Raw genomic sequence first — 25,213 nt, forward strand, 5'->3', positions numbered from 1 at the left:
GGCGGACCGGGGCGGGCTGCGTCGCGTTCGTCGGGCGTTCACCCTCAGGGGTGAATCACCATGGCGTTGAACGGGTAGACGTAGGCCTGGAGCATCACCAGCACGCCGACGAGGCAGGCGAGCACGATGGAGTGCCAGAACACGAAGCGCAGGATCTTGCTCTCCTGGCCGAAATACCCCGTGGCCGTGGAGGCGACGACGATGGACTGGGCGTCGATCATCTTGCCCATGACGCCGCCGGACGAGTTCGCCGAGGCCATGAGGATTCCCGACAGGCCGAGCTGCTCCGAGGTGATCTTCTGCAAGCCGCCGAAGAGCACGTTCGAGGCCGTGTCGGAGCCCGTGAGCGCGACGCCGAGCCAGCCGAGCAGGGTGCCGAAGAACGGGTAGAGGATGCCGGTGCCGGCGAAGGCGAGGCCGAGGGTGGCATCGACGCCCGCGTAGCGGGTCAGCACGCCGAGCGCCAGCATCGCCGAGATGGTGATGAGCGAGTAGCGCAGGACCCAGATGGTCTCGATGTAGGCGGTCACGAGGCGCCACGGCGAGAACCGCATGAGCAGGCCGGAGAGGATGGCCGCGAACAGCACGCCGGTGCCGGTGTAGGACATGTAGGCGAACTTGAAGACGGCGGCTTCCGGATGGGCGGTGGCCACCACCGGCGGCACCTTCATGATGACGTTGTGCAGGCCCGGCACCGGATAGTTCCAGATGAAGATCGGATCGACGATATCCTTGAAGAACTTGGTGCCCCAGATCGCCACGATCACCGAGAGGATGATCCACGGCACCCACGCCAGCAGGATCTCGGAGGAGGTGGCGGTGCGGGTGGCGGCGGCGGCCTTGGGGCCGTCGACCGCGGTGACGTAGCCGATGGACGGGTCGTTGCCACGCAGGGCCGGCGAGGTCCAGATCACGGCCGGGCGCCAGAAGCGCAGGAACAGCACCAGGGCGCCCATGGACACCAGCGCCGCGCCGATATCGACGATCCACGGGTTGACGTAGTTCGAGATGCCGAACTGGGCGAGCGCGAACGAGCCGCCGCAGACGAGGATGGCGGGCCAGATCTGGAGCATGCCGCGGAAGCCCGCGAACACGCAGATGAGCCAGAACGGCACCAGCACGGAGAAGAACGGCAGCTGCCGGCCGATCATCGCGCCGAGGATGTAGGGGTCGTAGCCCGTCACGGAGGCGAGGCCGGCGATGGGGGCGCCGAGCGCCCCGTAGGCCACGGGCGCCGTGTTGGCGATGAGCGAGAGGCCGGAAGCCGCCAGCGGCGAGAAGCCCAGCCCGATGAGGATGGCGCCGGTCACCGCCACGGGGGTGCCGAAGCCGCCGGCGCCCTCGAAGAACGCCCCGAAGGCGAAGGCGACGAGGAGCAGCTGCAGGCGCCGGTCGGTGGTGATGCCCGCCACCGATTGCTGAAGGGTGGCGAACCACCCCTTCTCCACCGTCAGGCGGTAGAGGAAGATGACGTTGAGGATGATCCAGCCGATGGGGAACAGGCCGAGCGCGATGCCGTAGCCGGAGGCGCGGGCGGCGAGATCGGCGGGCATGCCGAACAGGAACACGGCGACGCAGAAGGCCAGCACCAGGGAGAGGACGGCGGCGATGTGGGCCTTGACCTTGCCGCTGGCGATCATGCCCAGCAGCGCGATGACCGGCAGCGAGGCGGCGAGCGTCGAGAGCCAGGGGCTCCCGAACGGGTCGTAGACCTGATTCCAGGTGGTCACGGTGTTCACGGGCAACGTCCTCCCAAGGTGGCCCCGATCTCCGCCGGAACCTTGGAATCGTTGCTAGCAGACGCCCGGAGCCGGCTCAACGCGGGTTAATCATGTATTCAGAGACAGTTGCGAGCGCGCCACCACGGCGCCGGCCGGGGCCGTGGCGCGTGCGGCCCGTCGGTTCCGGCTCGGTCGCGCCTGCGTGATCATGGCGCAACGGCGGAACATGCCCGCTTCGCTCCGGTTCCACCGAGACGCCGATCAGCCCCGGAACCGGAGAATAACTTATGTTTATGCGCGTCGATCAGCTTCAAGCCGAGCTTCCCGCCCCGAAAAAGAAAGATCCGAACGCCGCCGCGGCCCTACAGGAACTGCTCGGCGGCAAGTACGGTGAGATGTCGACACTGGGCAATTACATGTTCCAGAGCTTCAACTTCCGCAGCAAGTCCAAGTTGCGTCCGTTCTATAGTCTGGTTGCAGCCATCACGGCCGAGGAACTCGGCCATGTCGAGCTCGTGAGCAACGGCGTCGCCATGCTCAACAACGGCCCGGACAACGACGGCGACGAGACGAACGGCGGCGACATCTCGGGCGCCCCGTTCGAGGACATGAAGGACATTCGCCTCGCGGCCGCGTTCCTGTCCAACGGCGGCGGCGTGACCCCGGTCAATTCCAACGGTGCCTCGTGGAACAACGATTTCATCACCACCACGGGCAACGTGGTGGTCGATCTGCTGCACAACTTCCACCTCGAATGCGGCGCGCGCCTGCATAAGCTTCGGGTCTACGAAACCCTGACCGACCCGACGGGCCGCGAAGTCTGCGGTTATCTTCTGGTGCGCGGCTCGGTCCACGCCCACGCCTACGCCCTGGCGCTCAAGAAGATCACCGGCGTCGAGCTCGACAAGTTCCTGCCAACCCCGAACATCAATCTCGACAAGATCCCCGAGTGTCAGAAGTACCTGCAGGAGGGTTCGCACCGCCGGCTCTACACCTTCAGCCCGAGCGACTACAAGGAGATGGCGGGCATCTGGGGCAACGGCGAAGTCGCCCTTCCGGGCGATCCGCCCGGCGAGCTCTCCGTCGTCGAGGGCATGCCGGACGGCGGCAAGATCCACCAGCTCACGGGTGTCCCCTCGGCCTTCACCCCGGACTACGCCCCGGAGGAGATGTTCGAGATCGCCAAGAAGCTGACCCTCAAGGCGCGCTGAGGCGGGTTCTCTCGATGTGAAACAGGGGCGGCTCCTTCGGGGCCGCCCCTTCTGGTTCGGCCGAACGTGTCGACCCTGACTGCGCGCTCGGATCGCTCCGTCTGCGGCGGCTGCGCATCTTGGTCCGGGTGGTTTGCGAGCACGGGGCCAGTCCGGGCGACCGTCGCCCGGACTGGCCCCGAGACTACGCGCCGGCTGCGAAATCGAGATTCGTCGGGGCCGCCCGCCGGGGGACGGCATGATCCGTCACCGCCACGGACGCCCCCACTTCGGCAAAGCGCAACCGCCGGGCCCACAGGCTGCCTCCGCCGCGCAGGAAAAACCCGAAATGGATCGACTGGGCCTCCGGGGGCACGTCGATGACGATGGACCGTTCCTGCCACCCGACGGTGCCGACGAGCGGCCCCTCGCGCGTGCGCCCATCCATGTTGTCGAAGGCCAGCATGCGCCCCTTGTCACCATCGATCCGCATCCACAGCGATCCGGCGCCCGTGACGTCCCGTGCTCTCAGGTGCGCGCTGAGTTCGAGGCGCTTGTCGCGGAAGCCATCGGCGCGGAAGTTCTGCATGAGCGCCCCGAAGCCCGTCGATGCCGGACCGAGGGACGGGTCGGCCAGGGCGACCCGGTAGCGGATGAGCGCGCAGCCTTCCGCCGGATCGAGACCCATCTCGTAATCGTCGCTGCGGGTGCCGGCGACGGTCCAATCTTCGGGGAGGCGCAGGACGGGCCGGTCGAGCTGGGCCGCCAGGGTATTCCAGTCGCGCCAGCCGAACTGACGCGCGACACATTCCAGACTGTCGCCGTGGGAAATCTCGACACGGCGCTCGGCGAGCGCCTGACGAAGGCTCTTGGCCATCGCCTTCGGGTCATGTGGGATATGCATGCGTCCGATCCTCGAACCGGGCAGTCGCTCGTATCGGGGCTCGCATTGCCGAGGGGACCGCCCAGGGGGTCAGACCGAATCGGGGGAAACGTGCATTCACCATGCCTTGCGGTGCGAGCGGCCGGCTGCACGAGCCGACATGACAGAAGCGCCGGCAGACCTCGCTGTCAACCCGGGAGCGTGGCGCCCTTGGTGGGTGGGGAGCGGGCCCTGACCCCTTGCCCTGAAGCGGACGCTCCGCCTCCGGTCCATCATCGGCGTTGGGGTGTGCCCTCCGTAATGACCGAAATTCAACGAACTGGAGCCTTTGGAACGTCCATCGTTGGAGTGCTGCCGCGATCTGCGTCGGTCGGACTTCTTCCCGAGCCTGATCCCGCCCTACACAATTGTCTTAATATGCGCCTTCGTCGGGGATGTTCAGCGTGGTGCCGCAGGCTTTGCAGTGTACAGCATCCAGCTCGTGACGCTGCAGCCCACAGGTCGGACACGGGAAGCGTACCTTGTAGGGGCGAAATACGACTTGGGCGAGCCGGAAGAAGAGTGTCACCCCGCATATCATCACGAACACCGAGATCAGGCGCCCGGTCGGTCCCGGTAACGTGATATCGCCGTAGCCGGTGGTCGTGAGGGATGTGACCGTGAAGTACAGTGCGTCGACCGGACTGCCGATCGCTGGGTTGCTCCCTGCTTGCGTGACGTAGATGACACCGGTCATTACGAACACGAACACCATAAGGTTGGTGGCGGCCAGAATGGCATCATCGTTCCGCCGGAAAAACGGACTATCGTGCCGCAACCGTTCAAGCAGTTGGTAGGTGCGCAACAGTCGAAGGGTGCGCAGGATGCGCAGAAAGCCGACGCCCTGCACGACCATTGGCGCCAGGAATGAGACGATCGCCACCACGTCCGTCCAAGTGCTCAGCCGCAGGAACTCGCGGGCCGGCGCCCGGCTAATCAGCAGGCGGCCGAGGAAATCGGCCAGAACACCTGCGCCAAGCGCCACGTCGAGTACGACGATCCAAGGTGAAAGTGGCAGAAAAGATGTGACGATGACGAAAGCGATCGTCGCTATGTCAAACGCCAGCAGTGCGTAACGGAAGCGGTGCGCTCGGTCGGTGTCGCCTTCGTAGAGGGCCTGAAGCCTAGCTTTCAGCGTGGTCATGAGTCCGATCTTACGGGCAGGGGTCAACCCATAACGCATCCTTGCCCGGCCCCATGGATTCGGACCCGACCGAAACGCGTTCGCCCCTAGAACGCCCCTCGGGACGCCCGCCACAGGCGCCACAGCCGGCGCCAGCGTGGCACCTCGATGAGGGTGTTGAGCGGGTCGTAGCCCGGGCGTTCCATGGCGGCGAGGTAGGGTTCCACCAGGGCCACGGGGAGGAAGGCGGCCCGCGCGGCGGGCGCGATGGTGCCGCGCGCCGCCGCGTAGGCCGCGAGGTGGCGGCGGGCCAGCGCCCGAAGGTCGGCGCAGGCGTGCACGAGGCCGGGGCCGCCGCGGCCCGTCACCACGTCCTCGCGGGTGACGCCGTAGGTCTTCAGGATGTCGGCCGGGAGGTAGACCTGGCCGCCGCGCGCATGCCACGGCAGGGACCGCAGCAGGCCGGTGATGCCGTAGGCGACGCCCGCATGGCCGGCGGCCGCCGCGCCGCCGGGCTCGGCGCCGTCGCACAGGACGAGGCCGCCGAGGCGGATGAGGGCCGAGGCCGTCTCGCCGCAATAGCCCTCGAGGTCGTTCACCCGCGGCATCGGGTCGTCGTAGAGGTCGAAGACGCGGGCGTCGATGAGATCGACGAAGGGCTGGCGCCCGAGCTTGCGCTTGACGATGGCGTCGTCGAGGGCCGCCGCCACGGGGTTGGCCTTCACGTCGCCCCGCGCCTCGCCCTGGAGGGCGTCGCGCCACCATTGCAGACGGATCTCCCCCGCCATGGGGTTCGAGGCCGCCTCGCGGGTGCGGGCGATGGTGAGGCTGAAGGCGATGAGGGCGATGAGGTGCGGCCGGGCGCTCGCGGGGGCGAACAGGGTGGCGAAGTAACGGTCTGGGTCGCCCGCCTTCACCAGGGCCTCGCAATGCCCGAACGCGAAGTCGAGGCCGCCGGCCGGGCCGGCTTTGGTGTCCGTGTCCGTCATGCGACCGCCACCAGGGCGGCGGCGACCTTGCGGTTCTCGGCCACCAGGATGTTGTAGGTGCGGGCCGCCGCACCCGTCTGCATCACGTCGAGGCCGATGCCGGCCTCCTTCAGCCAGCGCCGCAGGGCGTCGGGCAGGGGCGCGATGTCGAGGCCGGTCCCGATGAGGAGGAGTTCGACCGCCCCCCCCTCCGCCACCACGGGCCGCAGGGCGTTGCGGTCGATGGCCCGGGCGTCGTCGGGCGCCCAGGCGCGGACGCCCGAGGGCAGCATCAGGATCGAGCCGCGATGGGACATCTCGGCGAAGCGGAAGCCGCCGTTGCCGTAGGCGTCGATGATGTGGCGGCCGGGAACGTAGCCGTCGTGGAGGCTGCCGGCTGCCATGCGCTACTCCGCCGCCTGGGGCACCCGCCCGCCCGACCGGGCGGCCTGCGCCTTCACCCCCGAGAGCATGAGGCCGAGGTAGATCAGCACCGGCGTCGAGACGAAGATCGCCGAGTAGGTGCAGATGACGACGCCGGCCAGCATCACGATGGCGAAGCCCTTGATCGCCTCGCCGCCGAACAGCACCAGGGCGAGCAGCGACAGGAAGGCGGAGGTCGCCGTCATCACCGTGCGGGACATGGTGGAGTTGATGGACAGGTTGAGGAGCTCCACCGTGGGGATCGTCTTGTAGCGGCGCATCAGTTCGCGGGTCCGGTCGAACACCACCACGGTCTCGTTGAGCGAGTAGCCCACGATGGTGAGGATCGCGGCGATCGAGGTCATGTTGAACTCGATGCGGGTGATGACGAAGATGCCGATGGTGAGCACGATGTCGTGGAGGGTGCCCACGATCGCCCCGAGGGCGAGTTCCCGCTCGAACCGGAACCACAGGTAGAACAGCACCGCCAGCACCGAGAGCACCACCCCGATGGTGCCGGACTGCACGAGTTCGCCCGAGACGCGGGGGCCGACGGTCTCCGTGCGGCGGAACTCGTACTCGGCGTCGAACGAGGCGTGCGCCTTCTGCATCACCGCCGTCTGGCCCTGCTCGCCGGCCTGGAGCGGGAAGCGCACCAGGATGGTGCCCTGGCCGCCGAGTTCCTGCACCTCGGTCTCGCCGAAGCCGAAGCCGTTCGCCGTGTGGCGCACGGCCCCGACATCGGCGGTGCCGGATTTCGCCTGGAGCTCGACGAGGGTGCCGCCCTTGAAGTCGATGCCGAAGTTGAGGCCCACCGTGAGGAACAGGATCACGGTCGCCACCGACATCAGCGCCGAAAGCGGGAAGGTGAACCGCCGGAAGCGCATGAAATCGAAGTGCGATTCGTCGGGCCAGAGGCGGAGCAGACGCATGATCGGTCTCGAATGTGTCTCAGGGTCGAAAGGGCCGGCGGGCGTCCCCGGTGGGGACGATCAGAACGGCAGGGCTTTCGGCCGGGCGATATTGTACCACAGGGCGATCATCATGCGGGTCAGGGTCACGGCGGTGATAACGGTCGTGAGGATGCCGAGGATGAACACCACGGCGAAGCCCTTCACCGGGCCGGAGCCGAGGAAGAACAGGATCAGGGCGGCGATGGCCATGGTCGAGTTCGAGTCGATGATGGTGGCGAACGCCTTGTCGAAGCCCGCCTGCAGGGCCGAGACGATGGAGCGGCCCGCCCGCACCTCCTCGCGCACGCGCTCGTAGATCAGCACGTTGGAATCCACCGCCGTGCCGATGGTGAGCACGATGCCGGCGATGCCCGGCAGGGTCATGGTGGCCTCCAGCACCGACATCAGGCCCAGGATGAGGCCGACATGGACGATGAGGGCGATGTTGGCGAAGAAGCCGAACACCCCGTAGGTGGCGAACATGAACACGATGACCAGGGCGCCGGCGACCAACGTCGCCAGCTTGCCGGCCTGGATCGAGTCGCGGCCGAGGCCCGGGCCGACGACGCGGCGCTCGACCACGGTGAACTTCGCCGGCAGGGCGCCGGCGCGCAGGAGCACCGAGAGGTCGTTGGCCTGGGCGACCGTGAAGTTGCCCGTGATCTGGCCGGAGCCGCCGGTGATCGGCGTGTTGATGCGCGGCGCCGAGACCACCTCGTTGTCGAGCACGATGGCCATGCGGCGGCCGACGTTCTCGGCCGTCGCCTGCCCGAAGCGCTGGGCGCCCTTCAGGTTGAACTTGAAGGAGACCATCGGCTCCTGGGTCTGATGGTCGAAGGCCGGCTGGGCGTCGGTGAGGTCGCCGCCATCGGCCATGACCCGGCGCTCGACGGGGACCTTGGCACCCTTCTCGTCCTTGGAAGGCAGCAGATCGACGTCACCCGAGGCCGAGTCCGACAGCATGCGGAATTCGAGCTTGGCGGTGCTCCCCAGGAGCTTCTCGAGGCGCTCCGGGTTCTGCTCGCCGGGCACCTGAATCAGGATGCGGTCGGCGCCCTGCTGCTGGATCGACGGCTCGGTGGTGCCCGTGGAATCGAGGCGGCGGCGGATGACCTCGATGCCCTGGCTCACGGCGCGGCGGGTGCGCTCGGTGATGCCCGCATCGGTGAGGCTCAGGCGGATGGCGCCGTCGGGCTGCTCGGCGATGTCGAGGGTGCGGCCCGAGCCCTGGCCGACGAGGGGATTGGCGATGGGCTGGGCGAGTTCGCGCAGCTTCGGCAGCACCTTGGCGCGCGCCGCATCGTCGGGGACGCGGACCTGAACGCCGCGCTGCAAGAGCTGAATGCCGCCCTCGGCCCGGACGGATTCCTGTTGGAGGATGCGGCGCACGTCGTCGCGGAGCGCCTTGCCCTGGGACGCCACGAGTTCGTTCTGGTCGACCTCCAGCAGGAGCTGCGAGCCGCCCTGAAGATCGAGGCCGAGCACGATGGCGCGCTGGGGGATGATCCAGCTCGGGAACCAGCCCGGCAGCCCCGCCATGAAGCCCTTGCGCTGCTCCGGCGAGAAGAAGCTCGGCACGGCGAGGCTGAGGCCGATGAGGATGACGGCCAGCGTCGTGACGATCTTGGTTCGCGAGAAGCGCAGCATCCGGAAGTCCCGTCCCTTGCCGTTTCTTGATTGCGAGGCCGGCCCTTGCGCCGGCCTCGTCCGTCGATGGCTCAGGCGGCCTTGACCGGCCCGCCCTTGACCCGGACTTCCGCGATCATGGTGCGGACGACCTTGACGCGGACGTTGGGGGCGATCTCGACCTCGATCTCCGAGGCGTCGTCGGCGACCTTGGTGACGCGGCCGACGATGCCGCCGGTGGTGACGACGGTGTCGTCGCGGCGCACGTTCTTGACCATGCTCTGATGCTCCTTCACGCGGCGCTGCTGCGGGCGGAGGATCAGGAAGTACATGATGACGAAGATGAGGACGAACGGCACCACCTGCAAGGCGATGTCCGCTCCGCCAGCGGCCGCGGAGGCCCCTTGCGCGAAGGCGGGGGTGATCAAGCGCGTGACTCCTCAAGGATACGGCCCCGATCCCCTCGGGCGAGGGGGCGTGCGGGCCTGTCGAAAAAGCGCGCGGACTATAGCCACGGCCTAAGTGAAAGCAACGGCGTGGGCCTGGGGCGAAACGGTCCCGGGCGCAAGCCCCCTGCCCCGGGGACGCTGATCTTTCGGCGGATTTGCCCTAAACCGGCCCCCGCGCCCGCCCGAAGGACCTTTCGCGATGACCTCTGCCACCGACCCGGCCCCGCACGAAACCCTTCACCCCGATCTGCTGCCCGTGCTGGAGCGCATCGCCGCCGCCCTGGAGCGGGCCGCGCCCCCCGCCCGCCCGGCGGTGGACGTCGCGGCGGCCGACGCGTTCCTGTGGGGGCCCGAGCGCCGGCTGATCCCGGTGCGCTCCGTCAACCGCGTCGAGATCGGCCTGCTCACGGGCATCGACCGGGCCCGCGACACGCTGTCCGAGAACACCCGGCGCTTCGCCGCCGGCCTGCCGGCCAACAACGCCCTGCTGTGGGGCGCGCGCGGCATGGGCAAGTCGTCCCTGGTCAAGGCCGTGCACGCCGAGATCAACGCGGGCCGGGGCGACGCCCTCCCGCTCAAGCTCGTGGAAATCCATCGCGAAGACATCGAGGCCCTGCCCGACCTCATGGCGACCCTGCGGGGCGACCGGCACCGCTGGATCGTGTTCTGCGACGACCTGTCGTTCGACGGCGACGACACCTCGTACAAGTCCCTGAAGACGGCGCTGGACGGCGGCATCGAGGGGCGCCCCGAGAACGTGCTGTTCTACGCCACCTCCAACCGCCGGCACCTGCTCGCCCGCGACATGGTGGAGAACGAGCGCTCCACGGCCATCAATCCCGGCGAAGCCGTGGAAGAGAAGGTGTCGCTCTCCGACCGCTTCGGTCTGTGGCTCGGCTTCCACAAGTGCAGCCAGGACGAATACCTCGCCATGGTCCGCGCCTACGTGGCCCGCCACGGCCTGACCGCCGACCCCGACACCGTGCGGGCCGAGGCCCTGGAATGGGCGACCACCCGGGGCTCGCGCTCGGGGCGCACGGCGTTCCAGTACATTCAGGATCTGGCGGGGCGGCTGGGGCAGCGGTTGGGGTGACCGCGCGGATCGTCCGGCGCACGCCCCCGCTTTCCAGCCCGGACGCGGGGACGGGCGCTAAGAGTGCCTCGCAAACCTGCCGGTCACCATCGGTTCTCGCTCTGAATACGGCGGTGCAGCGGGAGTTTTGTGACAGACACTAAACGCCCCGCTCTTCCTCGAGCGCGCGGGACCGGGTTCGGTCTCCGCGCAGGCTCTCGATTTCCGCCCGGCTGAAGAGAATGCGTCGGGTCAGCGCCTGGATCGCCAGCAACGGGAGGCAGATGAAAGCGGTCGCCGCCGCAAACGAATCGGAGGCCAACCCGACGAAGAGATTGAACCCATCGCGCGCCGCCGGCAGCAGTGCCAGAAACGAGACTATGTGAAGGGCAGAATAGTCCTCGAGCCCCCATCGCAGACGCGCGGGGCGCTCGCTCGCCACAAGGAGACAGGCGGAGGTGACGAGCACACCCGCAAGCACGCTCGCCACGGGTGATGTCAGACCGGCCCACCCTCGCAGGGCATGATAGACCAGAAGCTGTGCGGCAGCGCCACCAATGACGATGCAGAAGGTTCGCGCGCTCCACGCCATGACCCAGTTCCTCGAACCAGCCTCTGCGGCTCACCGAGGCATACTCCTGCGGGAAGAAGGCTCCAAGCGCCGCCTTCGATTGAATGGACATCCCGAAACCGGATCGCCCCTCTCCGGCGCCGGGCCGGGCGCGCCCTGCGAGGAGCGTCCCGGCCGAGACCACGTTCGAGGCACAGGGTGTTACCGGTAACCCTCGTCGGAACGGTCGCGAGCCGACCCCCCCCTCACGTCGCGGGGTTCAGGGCTCGCAACGGCATGGACAGATCGGGAGAGGGCTTCCGCGTCCGCGTGATCGACACCACAACCGCAAACAGGGCGACACCGGCGAACACATCCACGAAATAATGCCCGCCGATGACGATCGTCGATACCATGACGATGGCGGTCCAGATCAGGATCGATAGGCGCAACAGGCGCACGGGCAATATTCGCAAGGACATGAACACGTGGGCGGTCACACAGGCGAAGGCCGCATGAAACGAGGGGAACGTGATGACTCCATTCAACTCGGAAAGACGGACATGCTTCGTCGTTCCGGAGCGGAACGCATCGAACGTTGCGAGGTGATAGAGGCCCGCGCCCTCCGGTAGTTGTGAAACGACATCCTCGGCGAGTTGCAGTCCGGCGAAGGCTCCGATGGCCGGAAATGGAATCGCGATGAGGGCACAGGTGAACCCGGCGAGCGCGATCATCGCACAGAACCGCCATGCCGCGTCCGCTCTCCGCATGAGAATGAGGATCAGGGGCACGAAGATGAGTACCTTGAACGACGCGTGGTAAGCGAAGACCAGGGGGTCGTGCAGTGCCGGCACCCGGGACACGAACGCCACGATCGTTCGCGCATCGAGACCGATCATCTCATCGGCTCGAATCAGCGCCCCATCGATGAGCGGCGCGTTGACGGCCAGGCCTGCCAACGCAAGAACCCCAAGCATGGTCAGACTGCACCCGGTCACGGCGAGCGTACCGAGGCTATCGGCGATGAAAGGTTCCCGCCGGTAGAAGGTGTAGAACGCCTGGAGTGCGAAGAGGACGCAGATGCCCGCAGCCCACAGCAGCAAGTGAGACAACTCGACCCGAAGCCCGGTCGCGACCGTCATGCCGAGGGCGCACGCCGTCACGGCGGCGGCAGTGGTCGACGCCAAGACTCTCGGATGCATGTGCGAACCCTAGTTTGCACACACCATGCACACGCAATCCTAAAGCGAAGTTGATAGATCCCGCTTCGAAGCGACAGAAGGTACACCTCGATTTGCCGAGGGCAACCTACGCTTTGAACCGGAGGCACGGCTCCCACGACACCCTTGGATCGCCAGCAAGACCTCCGCCTTCGATCTTCGCCACGATCGATGCCCGGTCGGTGCGCGTAGGATCACGGGCCGACGTATCCGAGACGTCCAAGCGGCTTTGCTGCCTTCCCCTCGGCATTCAAACGACGAAGGCCCGGCTGCCGCAAGGGCAACCGGGCCTGCCGAACGGCTCAGGCGCGAATGCGCTCCGAGCCTGAATTGACAATCAATCCTTCAGATCGGCCGGCACCTTGCCGCCGTTCTCTTCAAGCTTCTTGATCACCTGCTTGTGCAGCCAGACGTTCATGGAAGCCGAATCCTCCTTGTCGCCCGTGTAGTGCAACTCGTCGGCGAGCTGCTTGCGGGCGGTGAGGCTCGAATCGAGGTCGAGGAGCTTCATCAGGTCGACGATGGAGGTGCGCCAGTTGAGGGTCTGGCCGTTCTTGGTGGCCATGCCGTTGAGAACCTCCTCGACATCGACGGAGCCGGCCGGGACGGACCCGCCCGTGGCGGTGCCGGTCGAGGTGGAGGCGTCGGAGCCGCCGGTGGTGGCCGGGGCGTCGGCGGGCTTGGCCTGGGCGTCGCCGCCTCCGAAGGGATGGAGGATCTTGCTGACGATGCTGCCGAGGAGGCTCATGGTGGAAATCCCTGATTCTGGTGCCGCCGCCGGCCCGGTGGCCGCAGCGGGGGGATAACGGAAGCGAGACGAGGCCGTTCCCGAAAGCCGCGCCGGAACCCGCCCGGGCCGCGACAGAACCGCCCTGCCCGCCCCCGCGAACGGAGAGGGATCTTCCAAAGCACGGGGCAACAGGCCGGAGACGCGAGCAAATTCTTGCGTGCCCCGGCGCCCCGTGCCAAGGCCCGGGACCAGAAGCCCCGATCGATCCGTGCGGTGGAGCCCTGGGGCGCCCCGTGCCGTCGGCCACCCTTCTCGACGCCCCTGACCGGACCTGACCGATGCGCCTCCTGCCCGTTTTCGCCCTGCTGCTCTCCATGACGGGCGTCGCCTCGGCCCAGAGCACCGCCCCCGTGCCCGTGCGCATCGGCGTGATCCCGGTCGTCGGCGCGGCGCCGGTCTTCGTCGCCAATGGCGAGGGCTGGCTCAAGGAGGCGGGGCTCGCCCCCACCTTCACCACCTTCGAATCCGGCCCCAACATGATCCAGGCCCTGGCGTCGGGCACCATCGACGTCTACGTCGCCGGCGTCGCGCCGCTCGCCGTCGCCCGCACCAAGGGCATCGACGTCCGCGTGGTGGCCGCCACCGCCATCGAGGAGATGGTGTTCGTGGCCGGGCCGAAGCTCGCCCCCTACTTCGCGAACGGCGCCGGCAAGGCCGAGGCCTTCGCCCAGTTCAAGGCCAAGGAGGGCCGGCCCGCCCGCCTCGCCACCCAGCCGCCGGGCTCCGTGCCCAACACCACCCTGCAGCATTGGCTCTGGCAGGTCGCCAAGGCCGACAAGGCGAATGCCGAGGTCGTCGCCATGGGCATCGACGCGACCCAGCAGGCGGTGCTGGCCGGGGCCGTCGACGGCGCCTCCATCCGCGAGCCGGCGCTCACCATCGTCCAGCAGCGCAACCCGGCGATCAAACTCATCGCCACGGGCGGTGAGATGTTCCCCAACCAGCCCGGCACCGTGGTGGGCGTGTTCGGCGCCTTCGCGGACAAGAACCCGGCGGCCGTCGAGGGCCTGGTGAAGGCCGTGATCAAGGCGAGCGAGTTGCTGAAATCCGATCCGGCCCGCGCGGCGAAGCCCGTCGAGGCGGCTTTGGGCAAGGGCATCACCGATCTGGCCACCATCCAGAAGGCCATCACCTCGCCGGCGGCGAAATTCACCGCCGATCCCCGCGCCATCGTCGAGGCCACCAAGGCGATGCAGGCCTATCAGGTCTCCATCGGGACGCTGGACAAGGACGTGCCGCTGGACGGTCTGTTCGACCCGCGCCCCTACGAGAAGGCGACCGCGCGCTGAGCCGCGCGCCCGCTTGAACCGCATGCCCGCGTTCCGCGCCACGGCGCTCTCCGCCCTCGGCCTCGCCGCCTTCCTGGTGTTTTGGGAAGCGATGCCGCGCCTCGGCCTCATCAACCCGGCCTTCCTGCCGCCGCCGAGCACGATTCCGGCCGCCTTCCTGCGGGAGATCCAGCTTGGCGTGTGGGGCGAGGCCGTGTGGTCGAGCCTGAGCCACTACGTCGTCGGCCTCACTGTGGGCGCCGGGGCCGGCATCGCGCTCGGCCTCCTCAGCGGCATGTTTTCGGGGTTCGAGGCCGTCACCGCCTGGATCGTGCGGCTGCTGCGGCCGATCCCCGGCCTCGCCTGGGTGCCCTTCGCCATCATCTGGTTCGGGGTCCAGCCCTCGGCCGCCGTGTTCATCATCGCCATCGGCGTGTTCTGGATCGTGTTCTTCGCCACCCAAGGCGCCGTGCGCGGCGTCGACCGCGACCTCGTCGAGGTGGCGCAGGCCTTCGGCTTCCGCTCGCCGTGGTCGCGCCTCGTCAAGATCCTGCTGCCGGCCGCCACCCCGGGCATCCTCGTGGGCCTGCGCACCGCCCTGGGCCAGGCCTGGATGGCCGTGGTCGCCGCCGAGATCTTCGGCGTGCCGGGCGTCGGCGCCCGGATGATGCAGGCCTCCAGCCTCCTCTCCACCGACATCGTGGTCGTCTACATGCTCACCATGGCCGGCCTCTACGGCCTGTTCGACACCGGCTTCGTCGCCCTCCAGGGCTGGCTCCTGCGGTGGCGCGCGTGAGCACGCCCGTCCCCCCGCCCGTCTCTTCGCCCATCATCGCCATCCAGGGCCTCAGCCTCGCCTACGAGCGGGAAGGAGTGCGCAACACGATCCTCGCCGACCTCGACCTCACCATCGCGCGGGGCGAATTCCTCGTCATCGTCGGCGAATCCGGGGTCGGCAAGTCCACGGTCCTGCGGGTGCTCATCGGCCTCGCCCAGCCGAGCGCCGGCACCGTGCGCGTCGAGCCCCGCCCCGGCTGCCGCACGCCCATGGCCCTGGTGTTCCAGGACGCCCGCCTGCTGCCGTGGCGCCGGGTCGTCGCCAACGTGGCCTTCGGGCTGGAGGGCAGCGGCCTCACCAAGGCCCAGCGCCTCGCCAAGGCGGCCGAGATGCTGGCGCTGGTGGGCTTGGCCGACCTCGGCCAGCGCTGGCCGCACCAGCTCTCGGGCGGCCAGCGCCAGCGCGTCGCCATCGCCCGGGCCCTCGCCGTCGATCCCGACGTGCTCCTCATGGACGAACCGTTCTCGGCCCTCGACAGCTTCACCCGCGAAGGCCTGCAGGACGAGCTGCAGCGCATCCAGGCGGCCACCGGCAAGACCATCCTGTTCGTCACCCACGACATCGACGAGGCCGTCACCCTGGCCGACCGGGTGGTGGTCCTGGCCGGCGCCCCCGGCCGGGTCGCCGCGGAGATGACCGTCACGGTGCCCCGGCCCCGCCGCCGCCGCGACGCCGCGTTGCTGGAGGCCGCCCGCCAGTTGCGGACCGAACTGTCGGGCCGCTCGGCCGAGTTGTGACGGCGCCGCGCCGGCCGAACCGTACCGGCGCCTTCGGCGCATGGGGGGCGTGCGCCGTTCCATCCGGGCGACGGACCGGCGCATTGCGCCGCGCGTGCGCCGGGCTTAACCCCGCCCGGGGCGTCCGTTTTCTCCGTAGGACCGCCCGAGGAGAAGGCCGATGCGCCGCCGCACCCGCTCCCTGATCGGCACCATCACGATGCTGGCCTTCGTCGTCGTCTACGCGCCGCTCGCCATGGCGCTCGCCGACAGCCGCATCTCGCAGACCCCGGCCCCCGTGCAGGCGGTGCTCTACTGCATCCTGGGCATCGCCTGGATCATCCCGCTGATGCCCCTCATCAGTTGGATGCAGCGGCCCGACTCCGACGCTTGACCGGAAGGCGCCGGGATTTCGCCGCACTCGCGGGGCACAAACGGCCCCGCTCCCGAACGCGCCGAAGGTCGATTCCCCGCATCATGCCGCTCCGCCCGACTCTGGTTCTCCTGGCCTTCCTCGCCCCCACCCTGGCCGCCGCCCAAGGCGCACCGCGCTCCGTGGGCGAGTGCGAACGCCTCAAGAACGATCTCGCCTACAACCAGTGCCTGGCGATGTTCGGCCCTGCCGCCAAGAACGTTGCGGCCGGCATTTCCGCAGGAGCGGCGACCGCCTCGGCCTCCGTCGCCACGGCCCTGGCGGCCCTGCCGTCCAGCATCGCCGCCGCCCTGCCGACGGTGCAGGAGACCGGCCGTCGGGGACGGCGCAGTCGCTACGGCCGCCACGGCCGCCAGAGCGCGAGCTTCGACACCGGCGGCGGGTCGCGCTCGTATCGCCGTCACCGCCGGCGCTGATCCGACTGATCGCCAAGACCTTTCCGTTCAACCGACGTTGAGGCGCCGCCCCCGGTTCCAGGCCAGGAACGGCACACCCGAGAGCAGGGACGCGAGGGCGGCCGGGCTCTGGTGGCAGCCGTTCACCGAGACGCGCGGCAGGGCCTGCAGGTGGTCGACGTGCCCAGGGAACAGGTGGCCCGGCCGCGTCGTCACCGCCGTCGAGAAGCCGAGCTGCCGCGCCAGGGCGAACTCCCGCTGGCCCGCGGAACTCGGGTCGCCGACCGGATAGGACAGGTGCCGCACCGGGCGGCCGAGTTCGCGGGCGAGATCCTCGCGGCCCGCCTCGACCTCCCGCCGCAGGGTCGCCGCGTCATGCTTGGCGAGCATCGGGTGGCTGATCGTATGGGCGCCGAAGGTCACGGTCGGGTCGCGGCCGAGCCCCCTGAGCTCGTCCCAGCTCAGGCACAGTTCGCGTGCCAGGGTCCCTGCCGCGATGCCGGCCTGCTCGCACAGGCCCGCGATCTCCGCGAGAAGATGCCCTTCGGGTCCGGCGCGCAGGTGGCGGTAGACCACCTCGAACGCCGCCCGTTTCTCCGCGTCGCTGCCCGCGGGCAGGTCGATCTGCGTACCGGGAAGCCGCACCCGCCGGAGGCGACCGATCGCCCGCTCCAGTTCGAGCCACCACAGGCGACCGCGCCCACCGGCGAAGTCGCTGGTGACGAACAGGGTCCAGGGGGCGCCGTGCCGTCTCAGGACCGGGGCGGCGTGCTCGACATTGTCCCGGTAGCCGTCGTCGAAGGTCAGGACGGCGAAGGGCGCGCGCCCCGTCCCCGCGAGCCGCTCGGGCACCGCATCGAGGGAGATCACCTCGAACCCGCGTCGGGCCAGGGTGAGGAGGACGTGATCCAGGAAGTCCGGTGTGATGGCCAGCAGCCGATTGGGCGCGTAGGCGCCGGGCGGCTCGGGGCGGACATGATGAAAGGTGAGGATCACCCCCCGTCCCCGGGCCAGGGGCGCGAGCCAGCGGTCGGCCCCCGTCGCCGCGATGGTCCGGAACCCGGCCTCGAACAGGCGGTGGCGGCGGGCTGTCGACATCGAAACTCCGAACGTGGGCCAGCGATAGTCGTCCCGGAACCGGCAAGGTTTCGTTACCCACGCCGACAGGACGGCCCCGGCGCTTCACCCGTCGTTTAAGAGCCTGAGCGCTCCCTCGACGCCGAGCGAGCGGGAGCGACGGTGGTGACGGGCGGCGTGCACGATCTAGGCGGAGTGGAGATGATACGGGATACGGCGCGCGGCAGCCTGACCACGGAGGTCTATTCCGATTTGGCCGCCGTCGAGGCCCTGTGGCGCGGCCTGGAAGCCGATCCGGCTGTCCTGATGACCCCCTACCAGCGCTTCGACTGGGTCTCCGCCTATCTGCGGACCGAACCGGACGCCGTGCTTCGTGTCTTCGTGGTACGCGACGCGGCCGGTCGACCGCAGGTGCTGATCCCCTGTCACCTGACGTACGAGCACGGCCTGCGCGTCGCACGGGTCGTCGGCGGGAAGCACGCCAACTTCCATATGCCCCTCTTCGCCTCGCGCGCGGCAGCCGCCCTGCGGCCCGAGGATCTGGCAGAGCCTCTCCGAGCGGCAGCCCGGGCCACCGGCATCGCCGCCTACGCCTTCTCGCACCAGCCCTTTTTTTGGGAGGGTGCCGCCAACCCCCTCGGCTTCCGGGCCGAGCCTTCGCCGAGCGACGCCTACGGCCTCCTGCTGGGGCCCGATGCGGAATCCACGGTCAAGCGGGTGTTCAGCACCGACGCCCGCAAGAAACTGCGCGCCAAGGAGAAGAAGCTCGTCGAGGCGTTCGGCCCGGTGGCATACCGGATGGCGCGGACCGATGCGGAGGTCACCGCCTACCTCGACGCGTTCTACGCCCAGAAGGCATCGCGTTTTTCCGCCATGGGGATCGCCAACCCCTATGCCGATGCGGGCGTGCGCGGCTTCCTCGCCGCCGGCGCGCGCCGGCACGGACGCTCCGACGAACCGGCCATCGAAGTCGCGGCCCTGGTGGGCACCGAGAGCGGGCGGGTGTTCGCGGTCTTCGCCGGCGCCGTGGACGCGGCCCGCTACAGCGGCATGATGACGTCGTTCGACCAGGATCCGGCTGTGAGCCGATCGAGCCCCGGTGATATTCTGCTGCAGTATCTGATCCGGGATCAGGCGGAGCGTGGCCGCCGCGCCCTCGACCTCGGCGTCGGCGAGGCGCGCTACAAGGCCAACACATGTGACGAGACCATCGAGCTCGGCGAGGTCACGATTCCCGTGTCCCTGCCCGGTCGGATCCTCCTCCTCAAGACCGTGGGCGTTGCCCGGCTCAAGCGGCGGATCAAGCGTGATCCGCGCCTGTCGACCCTGGTCGGCCGCCTACGCCACTGGCGGGCAGGTGCGCTCGCGCAGTAGCGCGGGAGGCGTCGGCTCGGGGGGCGGCCGGCGCTCGGAAGGCGCAGAGGTCGGCGCCCGTTCAGGCCGCCGAGCGACGCAGTTCAAGGTCGGCACCGAACCCCCGAACGGGTGTCTCGGCGACGGTCCGGTCCCGGGCCACGAGAATACGGCTGGCGCCGGATGCTTCTGCCAGGGCGAAGAGATGAACGAGTTCGGCATCGTCCGCCTCCCGGTTCGAAGCGATCACCACCGTGTCCATGGCGCCGCCCACCGCCGACAGAAGCGCCTGGGCCGCTTCGGTCTCCGCTCCGTGAAGGCGGCAGAGCACCCAATCGTAGGCTTGCGCCAGGGCATCGAGGGCAATCTCCAAGGCTTCCGGCTCCTCGCTCAGCACGTCGATGTCGAGGAAGCCGCGCTGGACCCTGTCGAGGCGCGACCCGGGAATTCGCTGGATCACATCGAGAAAAGCCGCTTCGCCGGCGACGAGGTCCGTGAGGCCGGCATCCTCGGGGCCACAGGCTGGGCCATTCAGATCGAGCACCACGGTGCGCGCACCGACCGCAAGGGCTTCGGCCAGGGTACCCGCCAGGGTTCCGGCGGGGTCACCCATGCCGCCGTCCTGGGTTTCCACCGGATCCAGGGTTTCCGCAAAGAGGACCCGGCGGCCGATTCCCGCGTACGCATCCTCACTCAGGCGCGCCACGAGCCCGTCGAGCGCAAACCGGCCGGGCGCCGGAGTGACTGCAGGAACGGGCGCGGCGGCGGGAACGACCGATGCCGAGGCGACCATGGGCTCGAAGGAAGTCGCGGTGGTGACGCCGTGGCGGGCCAATGCCGGCGACGCCTCCGGGAAGGTGAAGCGCGACGATGCGGAGCCGGACGGCTCGCCCCCATCGGCTTCGGCCTTGGTCTCAGCATCCGCATCCGCGCGCTTGCGCCGGATATCATCGGGATCCGTGAGAAGATGGCGGGCGATGACGCCGCCCATCGAAAACAGAAGAGCCATGATCACAGCCAGCGTGATGACCGGCAGCTTCTTGGGGAAGGAGGGAGTTTCCGGCACCACGGCGCGCGAAACGATGCGGGCGTCGGCGGGGGTCGCGCTCTCGGCGTCGCGAGCGGAGGCTTCGCGGTAGCGGGATAGGTAGGATTCGAGCTGCTCACGCTGGGCCTTGGCCTCGCGCTCGAGGGCCCGCAGTTGAACCTCGCTCGAATTGCCCTTCCAGACGACATCGCGCTGGGCATCGACGGTCGCACTCAGACTTTCGACGCGGGCCTCGGCGATCCGGGCGTCGTTCTCCATGGTCCGGACGATGCGCTCGGCGGTGGCCTTGATCTGCGTGTCGAGGTCGGCGATCTGCGCCGTCAGTTCCTTGATGCGCGGGTGGGCCGGCAGGAGCGTGCGGGCCTCCAGGGCAAGCTGGCCGCGCAGGGTGATGCGCTGCTCCACCGTGCGGCGGATGATTTCGTTGTTGGCGACATCCGGGATCTCGAAGGCACGACCGTCCTTGATCATTTCCTTGATCAGTTTGGCCCGTCCGGCGAGATCGGCCTTGACGGTGCGGGCCTGCGATAGCTGCGTCGAGAGTTCGCCGAGTTGTTGCGCGCTCAGCGGCTGGCTCGCCGTACCGCCTCCGATGAGGCCGTTGCGGGCACGATACGCCTCGACCTTCGCCTCGGCTTCGGCGACGCGGGTTCGCAGGGTCTCGATGTTGCCGCCGAGCCAGGTCGAGGCGTAGCGGGCGGTATCGGTCTTCGCGGCCTCCAGAGAGGTGATATAGAGTTCGGCGATGGTGTTGGCGGCCTGCGCGGCGAGTTCCGGATCCTTCGCGCGGAACTCGACCGTGAGGATCCGCGACTTCCCCGCCGGATAAACCAGGAGTCGGTCGAAATAGGCTTCGAGCACCCGATCCTCGGGCGCCCGTTCCAGGGGGTTCTTGGCGAGGCCGATCATCATGAGAAGACGCTGAACCGGGCCGATGCCGGCCACCTCCGGATCGAACTCGGCGTTGCCCACGAGTTTGAGCCGGCGAATCGCCTCGCGAGCGAGATCGCGGGACATCACCACCTGGACCTGACTGGCGACGGCCTGCTCGTCGATGGGCGCCACCTGCTCGCCCCGCTCCTGGGTCGAGCGCGTGAAGGCTGCCTCCCGGCTCTCGAGGAGAAGCTTCGCCTCGCCGGTGTAGCGCGGCGGCACAACCTGTACGAACGCGATGGCACCGAGCCCCGCGACCACCGTCGGGACGGCGATCCAACGCCAGGAGCGGCGCAGAAGGCTGGCGAGCTGGGCGAGCCCGAGGCCGTCCCCGGCCCTGTGCAGGACCGACGGACCGGCAAAGTTCGGCGATGAGCGAGGCATGGATCGATCTTTACGCTCGTGCGAGGCAGCGGCCGTAGGCCGGCCTTCGTCGCATCAGGCAATCATATTAAGGTTGATCACGCGTTAAGACCGGGCAGTCCCGGCACAGAACCACCGGGCAGGAGCCCGGATCAGCATTCCTTAACCATATGCCCCTAGGGATCGAGACCAGAATTCATGGTCATGGCGGCATTGGTGATGAACCGACGCACACTTCTTCTCACTCTTTCGTCCAGCTTCGCGCTGGGCGGCTGCCTGCGTCCGGACTTCCGGACGGAACAGCTCGACGCCACGACGACGGGCTCGATCGGTGCGCGCTACACCCTGTCGGCGGGCGACCGCCTGCGGGTGATCGTCTTCGGGCAGGACAACCTATCCAACATCTATGCCGTCGATGGGGACGGCAGTATCGCGATGCCCCTCATCGGCCTCGTCAAGGTTGGCGGTCAGTCCACGGCGCAGGCCGCCCGTACCGTCGAGGCCAAGCTCGCGTCCGGCTTCGTGCGTGAGCCGCACGTCACCGTGGAGGTCGATGCCTACCGCCCATTCTACATCCTGGGCGAAGTCACGAACTCCGGCCAATACCCTTACGTCAACGGCATGGCCGTGGAGACGGCCGTGGCCATCGCCGCGGGATTCGGCCCGCGGGCGGCGCGCGACTACGCTGTCCTGACCCGTGAGGGTCGTGGCGGCCTCGTCTCGGGCATCGTGCCGATGACCTACCCGGTTCGCCCGGGCGACACCATTGTGGTCAAGGAGCGCTTCTTCTGAGGCATCCGCGCGAAACGGCGCCTTTAAGCCTTGCGTAACCGCAAGTCGAAGTTGGAGCATGTGACCGGGATGCTCTTAATGTTCCCGCCATCCCGCTGACGACAGGATCACGGCCATCCGGGCGCCGCCGCCCGCCGGTTGCCGCGTGGAGAATCCGATCGTGAGTGCGTCCGCTTCCATTTCGAACGCATCTCGTTCCGCCACCCTGGCCGAAGGCCCGTCACCCACCTCTCACCGCATCATCCACGTTTTCCGAGCCCCCGTGGGGGGCCTGTTCCGCCACGTGGTCGATCTCGCCCGACTGCAGGCAGCGGCCGGTCATCAGGTCGGCATCGTCTGCGATGCGAACACCGGTGGGGATCGGGCGGCCCAGGCCTTCGCAGCACTCGCGCCCAGCCTGGCACTCGGGATCGTTCGGGTGCCGATGCACCGGAATCCCCATCCCTCCGACCTGACGGCTCTGCGCGTCCTCGCCGAGCGGGCCAGGATCACGGGGGCTACGGTGCTGCACGGCCATGGAGCCAAGGGCGGCGTCTACGCGCGGGCGGCGAGGGTCGCCGGACCCAATCCGATTCGGGCCTATACGCCCCATGGGGGCAGCTACAACTACAAGCCCGGCACGATCCGGCACAGGCTCTACATGGGCATCGAGCGCCTTCTGGCCCTGCGGACGGATCTGTTCCTGTTCGAGAGCGAGTACGTCGCCGGGCGCCACCGCGCTCATGCGGGTACGGCCCGCTTGACCCGGATCGTCCACAATGGGATCTGCGAATCCGAGTTCCTGCCCGTCGCGCCCGCGGCAGATCCCTACGATCTGCTCTATATCGGCGAATTGCGGGATGCCAAGGGTGTGCCCTTTCTCCTCGAAGCCTTGGCGAGTTTGCGAGAAGAGGGCCGGACCTTACGCCTGCTGATGGTGGGCTCCGGTCCCGATGCCGACCTCCTGGCCGCCCGTGTCCGGGCCATGGGACTCGGCGACGCCGTCGCGTTCGAGGCGCCTCAGCCCATCCGTGCCGTGTTGGCGCGGGGCAGGATCATGGTGGTGCCGTCCCTGGCCGAATCCCTGCCCTACGTGGTGCTCGAAGCGGCTGCGGCCCAGCACCCCCTGGTGGCGACGAATGTCGGCGGGATTCCCGAAATCTTCGGGGCGGCTGCGTCCCACCTCGTCCCTCCCCGGGATGCGGGCGCTCTCAAGGACGCCATCGTCCGGGTGCTCGACGAAGCCCCCGATGCCCGCGCGGCGCGGTTCGCCGATCTCGGTGCCTCGGTCCAGGTGCGCTTCTCGATGAAGCGCATGGGCGCCGATGTCCTGTCGGGCTATGCCGCCGCCTTCCGAGCCCGTGTCAAAGCCGAGCCCGCCGCCGCGCATGCGGGACAGGCGATCTGATCCGGAGCCCGTACCACCGGGGCCGTTAAACGTTCCGTGAGGCCTTCCTGACAGAGTGGATCATCGTCGTGGTGACGCGACGTTGACCGAAGTCCGGAAGCCCTGACGATGAGTGCCTTCGACGTCCGCGACCTTTTGGAAGCCGCGGCCCGACCGTTTCCCGCTTCCGAACAGGAAGCTTCTCTGCCGAGCGGCTCGAGCGCGATCCCCCCGGCCGAGGCCACGGCTCGGCCGGCACCGGCCTTCTCGCCCGTCGTGCTGACGGGCTGCGTGCGGATCGCGGAGTTCGCCCTCATCGGTGTCACGGGTCTGGCCACGCAATGGCTCCAGCTCGCGGGCGTCGTTCCGCTCGGTCCGCGTTACGCCACGGCGATCCTCGGCATCGCCACGGTCGCGGTGATCCTCTTCCAAGTCATGGGGCTCTACGGCATCGGGGCCTTGCGCGGCTTCCTGAAGCCGGCCTTGCGCCTCGTGGCCGCCTGGACGCTCGTTCTCCTCGTCGTGGCGACCGTGATGGTGTTTGCCAAGGTCGCCGACCATTACTCGCGCGTCTGGCTGGGCACCGTCTTCGTCGCGGGCCTCGGCCTGCTCCTGCTGGGCCGCTTCATCCTGTCCCGGATCATCGGTGCCCAGACGCGGCGTGGCCGGTTCGACCGGCGCACGGCCATCGTGGGCGGCGGGCCCGTGGCCGAGGACCTGATCCGCGCCCTCGACGCCCAGGCCGAGTCCGGCATCCGCATCGTCGGCGTGTTCGACGACCGCGGCGNGCGGCGTGGCCGGTTCGACCGGCGCACGGCCATCGTGGGCGGCGGGCCCGTGGCCGAGGACCTGATCCGCGCCCTCGACGCCCAGGCCGAGTCCGGCATCCGCATCGTCGGCGTGTTCGACGACCGCGGCGACCGGCGCTCCGACACCGTSGTGGCGGGRTACCCCAAGCTCGGCACCGTCGACGACCTCGTCGCCTATGCCCGCACCACCCGCCTCGACCTCGTCATCTTCACCATCCCCATCACCGCCGAGGACCGCATCCTCCAGATGCTGGCCAAGCTCTGGGTCCTGCCCATCGACATCCGCCTCTCGGCCCAGGCCTCGAARCTGCGCCTGCGCCCGCGCGCCTACTCCTACCTCGGCACGGTGCCGGTGCTCGACGTGTTCGACAARCCSATGGCCGACTGGGACATCATCGCCAAGAGCGTGTTCGACCGCCTCGTCGGYCTCGCCATGCTGGTGGCGCTCAGCCCGGTGATGCTCGGCGTGGCCTTGGCCGTCGCCCTCACCTCGCCCGGTCCGGTCCTGTTCCGGCAGAAGCGCTACGGCTTCAACAACGANGCGCTCAGCCCGGTGATGCTCGGCGTGGCCTTGGCCGTCGCCCTCACCTCGCCCGGTCCGGTCCTGTTCCGGCAGAAGCGCTACGGCTTCAACAACGAACTCATCGAGGTCTACAAGTTCCGCTCGATGTACGTGACCCAGAGCGATGCGGGAGCCGCTAAGCTGGTGACGCGCAACGACCCGCGGGTGACGCCGGTGGGCCGCTTCATCCGCCGGACGTCCCTGGACGAGTTGCCGCAGCTGTTCAACGTGATCAAGGGCGAGTTGTCCCTCG

General features: G+C 68.7%; 23 protein-coding genes and 3 pseudogenes. 13 read left to right on the forward strand and 13 right to left on the reverse strand.

Features of this window, described 5'->3' with window-relative positions; translation table 11 throughout:
- Nucleotides 1-44 precede the first annotated feature (44 nt).
- Complete coding sequence (locus ASF25_RS06565) at nucleotides 45-1,730, reverse strand: L-lactate permease (RefSeq protein ID WP_056169028.1); 1,686 nt, start codon at nucleotides 1,728-1,730, stop codon at nucleotides 45-47.
- 278 nt (nucleotides 1,731-2,008) lie between these two features.
- On the opposite strand from ASF25_RS06565, the gene ASF25_RS06570 reads away from it, so the two are divergent.
- Nucleotides 2,009-2,932, forward strand: a complete 924-nt coding sequence (locus tag ASF25_RS06570; protein WP_056168855.1) for a manganese catalase family protein — start codon at nucleotides 2,009-2,011, stop codon at nucleotides 2,930-2,932.
- A 184-nt stretch (nucleotides 2,933-3,116) separates the two neighbouring features.
- Here the strand turns inward: ASF25_RS06570 and ASF25_RS06575 are convergent, their stop codons facing one another.
- From ASF25_RS06575 to yajC, 7 genes are all read right to left on the reverse strand, one after another.
- Nucleotides 3,117-3,815: a glyoxalase superfamily protein gene (locus ASF25_RS06575; RefSeq protein ID WP_082478847.1), complete on the reverse strand. Its 699-nt coding sequence runs from the start codon at nucleotides 3,813-3,815 to the stop codon at nucleotides 3,117-3,119.
- A 391-nt stretch (nucleotides 3,816-4,206) separates the two neighbouring features.
- Nucleotides 4,207-4,977 (reverse strand): ion channel, encoded by a 771-nt coding sequence (locus ASF25_RS06580; RefSeq protein WP_056171446.1) that lies wholly within the window; start codon nucleotides 4,975-4,977, stop codon nucleotides 4,207-4,209.
- Between the two features lie 86 nt (nucleotides 4,978-5,063).
- Nucleotides 5,064-5,945, reverse strand: a complete 882-nt coding sequence (locus tag ASF25_RS06585) for a phytoene/squalene synthase family protein (RefSeq protein ID WP_056303986.1) — start codon at nucleotides 5,943-5,945, stop codon at nucleotides 5,064-5,066.
- A complete protein-coding gene (locus tag ASF25_RS06590; RefSeq protein WP_056171450.1) occupies nucleotides 5,942-6,328 on the reverse strand; it encodes an MTH938/NDUFAF3 family protein in 387 nt (128 codons plus the stop codon). The genes ASF25_RS06585 and ASF25_RS06590 overlap by 4 nt, the downstream gene beginning before the upstream one ends.
- A gap of 3 nt (nucleotides 6,329-6,331) precedes the next feature.
- Nucleotides 6,332-7,279 carry a protein translocase subunit SecF gene (gene secF / locus ASF25_RS06595; RefSeq protein WP_056171451.1) on the reverse strand — a complete coding sequence of 316 codons (948 nt, stop codon included), beginning with the start codon at nucleotides 7,277-7,279 and terminating at the stop codon, nucleotides 6,332-6,334.
- A gap of 60 nt (nucleotides 7,280-7,339) precedes the next feature.
- A complete protein-coding gene (gene secD / locus ASF25_RS06600) occupies nucleotides 7,340-8,947 on the reverse strand; it encodes a protein translocase subunit SecD (protein WP_056303988.1) in 1,608 nt (535 codons plus the stop codon).
- A gap of 71 nt (nucleotides 8,948-9,018) precedes the next feature.
- Nucleotides 9,019-9,354 (reverse strand): preprotein translocase subunit YajC, encoded by a 336-nt coding sequence (gene yajC / locus ASF25_RS06605; protein ID WP_056171456.1) that lies wholly within the window; start codon nucleotides 9,352-9,354, stop codon nucleotides 9,019-9,021.
- A 220-nt stretch (nucleotides 9,355-9,574) separates the two neighbouring features.
- Here yajC and ASF25_RS06610 point away from each other — a divergent pair, with 220 nt between their 5' ends.
- Nucleotides 9,575-10,468 carry an ATP-binding protein gene (locus ASF25_RS06610; RefSeq protein ID WP_056303991.1) on the forward strand — a complete coding sequence of 298 codons (894 nt, stop codon included), beginning with the start codon at nucleotides 9,575-9,577 and terminating at the stop codon, nucleotides 10,466-10,468.
- 139 nt (nucleotides 10,469-10,607) lie between these two features.
- Here the strand turns inward: ASF25_RS06610 and ASF25_RS06615 are convergent, their stop codons facing one another.
- The 3 genes from ASF25_RS06615 to ASF25_RS06625 form a co-directional block, all read right to left on the reverse strand.
- The gene (locus ASF25_RS06615) at nucleotides 10,608-11,039 is read right to left on the reverse strand and encodes a hypothetical protein (RefSeq protein WP_056303992.1); all 432 of its coding nucleotides are present in this window, start codon (nucleotides 11,037-11,039) and stop codon (nucleotides 10,608-10,610) included.
- Nucleotides 11,040-11,263: 224 nt separating this feature from the next.
- Entirely contained in the window at nucleotides 11,264-12,184 is a 921-nt protein-coding gene (locus ASF25_RS06620) for a phosphatase PAP2 family protein (protein ID WP_056303994.1), read from the reverse strand.
- A gap of 370 nt (nucleotides 12,185-12,554) precedes the next feature.
- Nucleotides 12,555-12,965 carry a DUF3597 domain-containing protein gene (locus ASF25_RS06625; RefSeq protein ID WP_056303997.1) on the reverse strand — a complete coding sequence of 137 codons (411 nt, stop codon included), beginning with the start codon at nucleotides 12,963-12,965 and terminating at the stop codon, nucleotides 12,555-12,557.
- Nucleotides 12,966-13,321: 356 nt separating this feature from the next.
- Here ASF25_RS06625 and ASF25_RS06630 point away from each other — a divergent pair, with 356 nt between their 5' ends.
- The 5 genes from ASF25_RS06630 (at nucleotide 13,322) to ASF25_RS06650 (ending at nucleotide 16,678) form a co-directional block, all read left to right on the forward strand.
- Entirely contained in the window at nucleotides 13,322-14,296 is a 975-nt protein-coding gene (locus ASF25_RS06630; RefSeq protein ID WP_244472929.1) for an ABC transporter substrate-binding protein, read from the forward strand.
- Nucleotides 14,297-14,318: 22 nt separating this feature from the next.
- Nucleotides 14,319-15,071 carry an ABC transporter permease gene (locus ASF25_RS06635; protein WP_056171464.1) on the forward strand — a complete coding sequence of 251 codons (753 nt, stop codon included), beginning with the start codon at nucleotides 14,319-14,321 and terminating at the stop codon, nucleotides 15,069-15,071.
- The gene (locus tag ASF25_RS06640) at nucleotides 15,068-15,850 is read left to right on the forward strand and encodes an ABC transporter ATP-binding protein (RefSeq protein ID WP_056304020.1); all 783 of its coding nucleotides are present in this window, start codon (nucleotides 15,068-15,070) and stop codon (nucleotides 15,848-15,850) included. The genes ASF25_RS06635 and ASF25_RS06640 overlap by 4 nt, the downstream gene beginning before the upstream one ends.
- Before the next feature lie 160 nt (nucleotides 15,851-16,010).
- On the forward strand, nucleotides 16,011-16,223 hold the full coding sequence (locus ASF25_RS06645) for a DUF2842 domain-containing protein (RefSeq protein WP_056171466.1): 213 nt from the start codon (nucleotides 16,011-16,013) through the stop codon (nucleotides 16,221-16,223).
- A gap of 83 nt (nucleotides 16,224-16,306) precedes the next feature.
- Nucleotides 16,307-16,678: a hypothetical protein gene (locus ASF25_RS06650; RefSeq protein WP_056171468.1), complete on the forward strand. Its 372-nt coding sequence runs from the start codon at nucleotides 16,307-16,309 to the stop codon at nucleotides 16,676-16,678.
- Nucleotides 16,679-16,705: 27 nt separating this feature from the next.
- Here the strand turns inward: ASF25_RS06650 and ASF25_RS06655 are convergent, their stop codons facing one another.
- Nucleotides 16,706-17,755: a polysaccharide deacetylase family protein gene (locus ASF25_RS06655; protein ID WP_056171470.1), complete on the reverse strand. Its 1,050-nt coding sequence runs from the start codon at nucleotides 17,753-17,755 to the stop codon at nucleotides 16,706-16,708.
- Nucleotides 17,756-17,935: 180 nt separating this feature from the next.
- Between ASF25_RS06655 and ASF25_RS06660 the strand changes: the two genes are divergently transcribed.
- Nucleotides 17,936-19,108: a GNAT family N-acetyltransferase gene (locus ASF25_RS06660; RefSeq protein WP_056304022.1), complete on the forward strand. Its 1,173-nt coding sequence runs from the start codon at nucleotides 17,936-17,938 to the stop codon at nucleotides 19,106-19,108.
- A gap of 61 nt (nucleotides 19,109-19,169) precedes the next feature.
- Here the strand turns inward: ASF25_RS06660 and ASF25_RS06665 are convergent, their stop codons facing one another.
- On the reverse strand, nucleotides 19,170-21,452 hold the full coding sequence (locus tag ASF25_RS06665; RefSeq protein ID WP_056303999.1) for a GumC family protein: 2,283 nt from the start codon (nucleotides 21,450-21,452) through the stop codon (nucleotides 19,170-19,172).
- A 198-nt stretch (nucleotides 21,453-21,650) separates the two neighbouring features.
- Here ASF25_RS06665 and ASF25_RS06670 point away from each other — a divergent pair, with 198 nt between their 5' ends.
- The 5 genes and pseudogenes from ASF25_RS06670 to ASF25_RS23205 form a co-directional block, all read left to right on the forward strand.
- Nucleotides 21,651-22,223, forward strand: a complete 573-nt coding sequence (locus ASF25_RS06670) for a polysaccharide biosynthesis/export family protein (protein WP_056171477.1) — start codon at nucleotides 21,651-21,653, stop codon at nucleotides 22,221-22,223.
- 178 nt (nucleotides 22,224-22,401) lie between these two features.
- Entirely contained in the window at nucleotides 22,402-23,610 is a 1,209-nt protein-coding gene (locus ASF25_RS06675) for a glycosyltransferase family 4 protein (protein WP_244472930.1), read from the forward strand.
- A gap of 414 nt (nucleotides 23,611-24,024) precedes the next feature.
- Nucleotides 24,025-24,376 (forward strand): annotated as a pseudogene (locus tag ASF25_RS23545) (undecaprenyl-phosphate glucose phosphotransferase); the annotation flags it as partial.
- 1 nt (nucleotide 24,377) lies between these two features.
- Nucleotides 24,378-24,938 (forward strand): annotated as a pseudogene (locus tag ASF25_RS23355) (sugar transferase); the annotation flags it as partial.
- A gap of 1 nt (nucleotide 24,939) precedes the next feature.
- Nucleotides 24,940-25,213 (forward strand): annotated as a pseudogene (locus tag ASF25_RS23205) (sugar transferase); the annotation flags it as partial.

This window comes from Methylobacterium sp. Leaf100 (assembly GCF_001422845.1).
Taxonomy (GTDB): domain Bacteria; phylum Pseudomonadota; class Alphaproteobacteria; order Rhizobiales; family Beijerinckiaceae; genus Methylobacterium.